Source organism: Tetzosporium hominis (assembly GCF_002265435.1).
GTDB lineage: Bacteria > Bacillota > Bacilli > Bacillales_A > Planococcaceae > Chryseomicrobium > Chryseomicrobium hominis.
Genome location: NZ_NOKQ01000176.1, coordinates 1 through 280, shown reverse-complemented (window position 1 = coordinate 280; position 280 = coordinate 1). Strand labels below are relative to the sequence as shown.

The following is a 280-nucleotide window of genomic DNA, read 5'->3' as shown; positions in this document are numbered from 1 at the left end:
CTGATAGAATAGGATTGGTGAAGACTTCTTTTGCTTGGATGAAAAGGAAAGAAGCTAAAGTCATAGATATAAACATGCATAAAACTGCTACTTTCACTAGAAACTGAAGCGGAAGGGAAGGTTCAGAATAATAGTGCTTCAACTGGTTGAGTGTAAGAGAATCTTGGCGAAAAAGATAATCTATTATCTCCTGTTGATTTTGCATCTGATCGATATCGTGAGCGATGTTTTTCGTTTTTTCAAAAATTATTTGATCATTTTTCATTATTGATAAACCTCC

General features: G+C 33.9%; 1 pseudogene. It reads right to left on the bottom strand.

The features are described from left to right. Positions 1-265, bottom strand: a pseudogene (locus tag CF394_RS03605) (hypothetical protein); the annotation flags it as partial. Positions 266-280 lie beyond the last annotated feature (15 nt).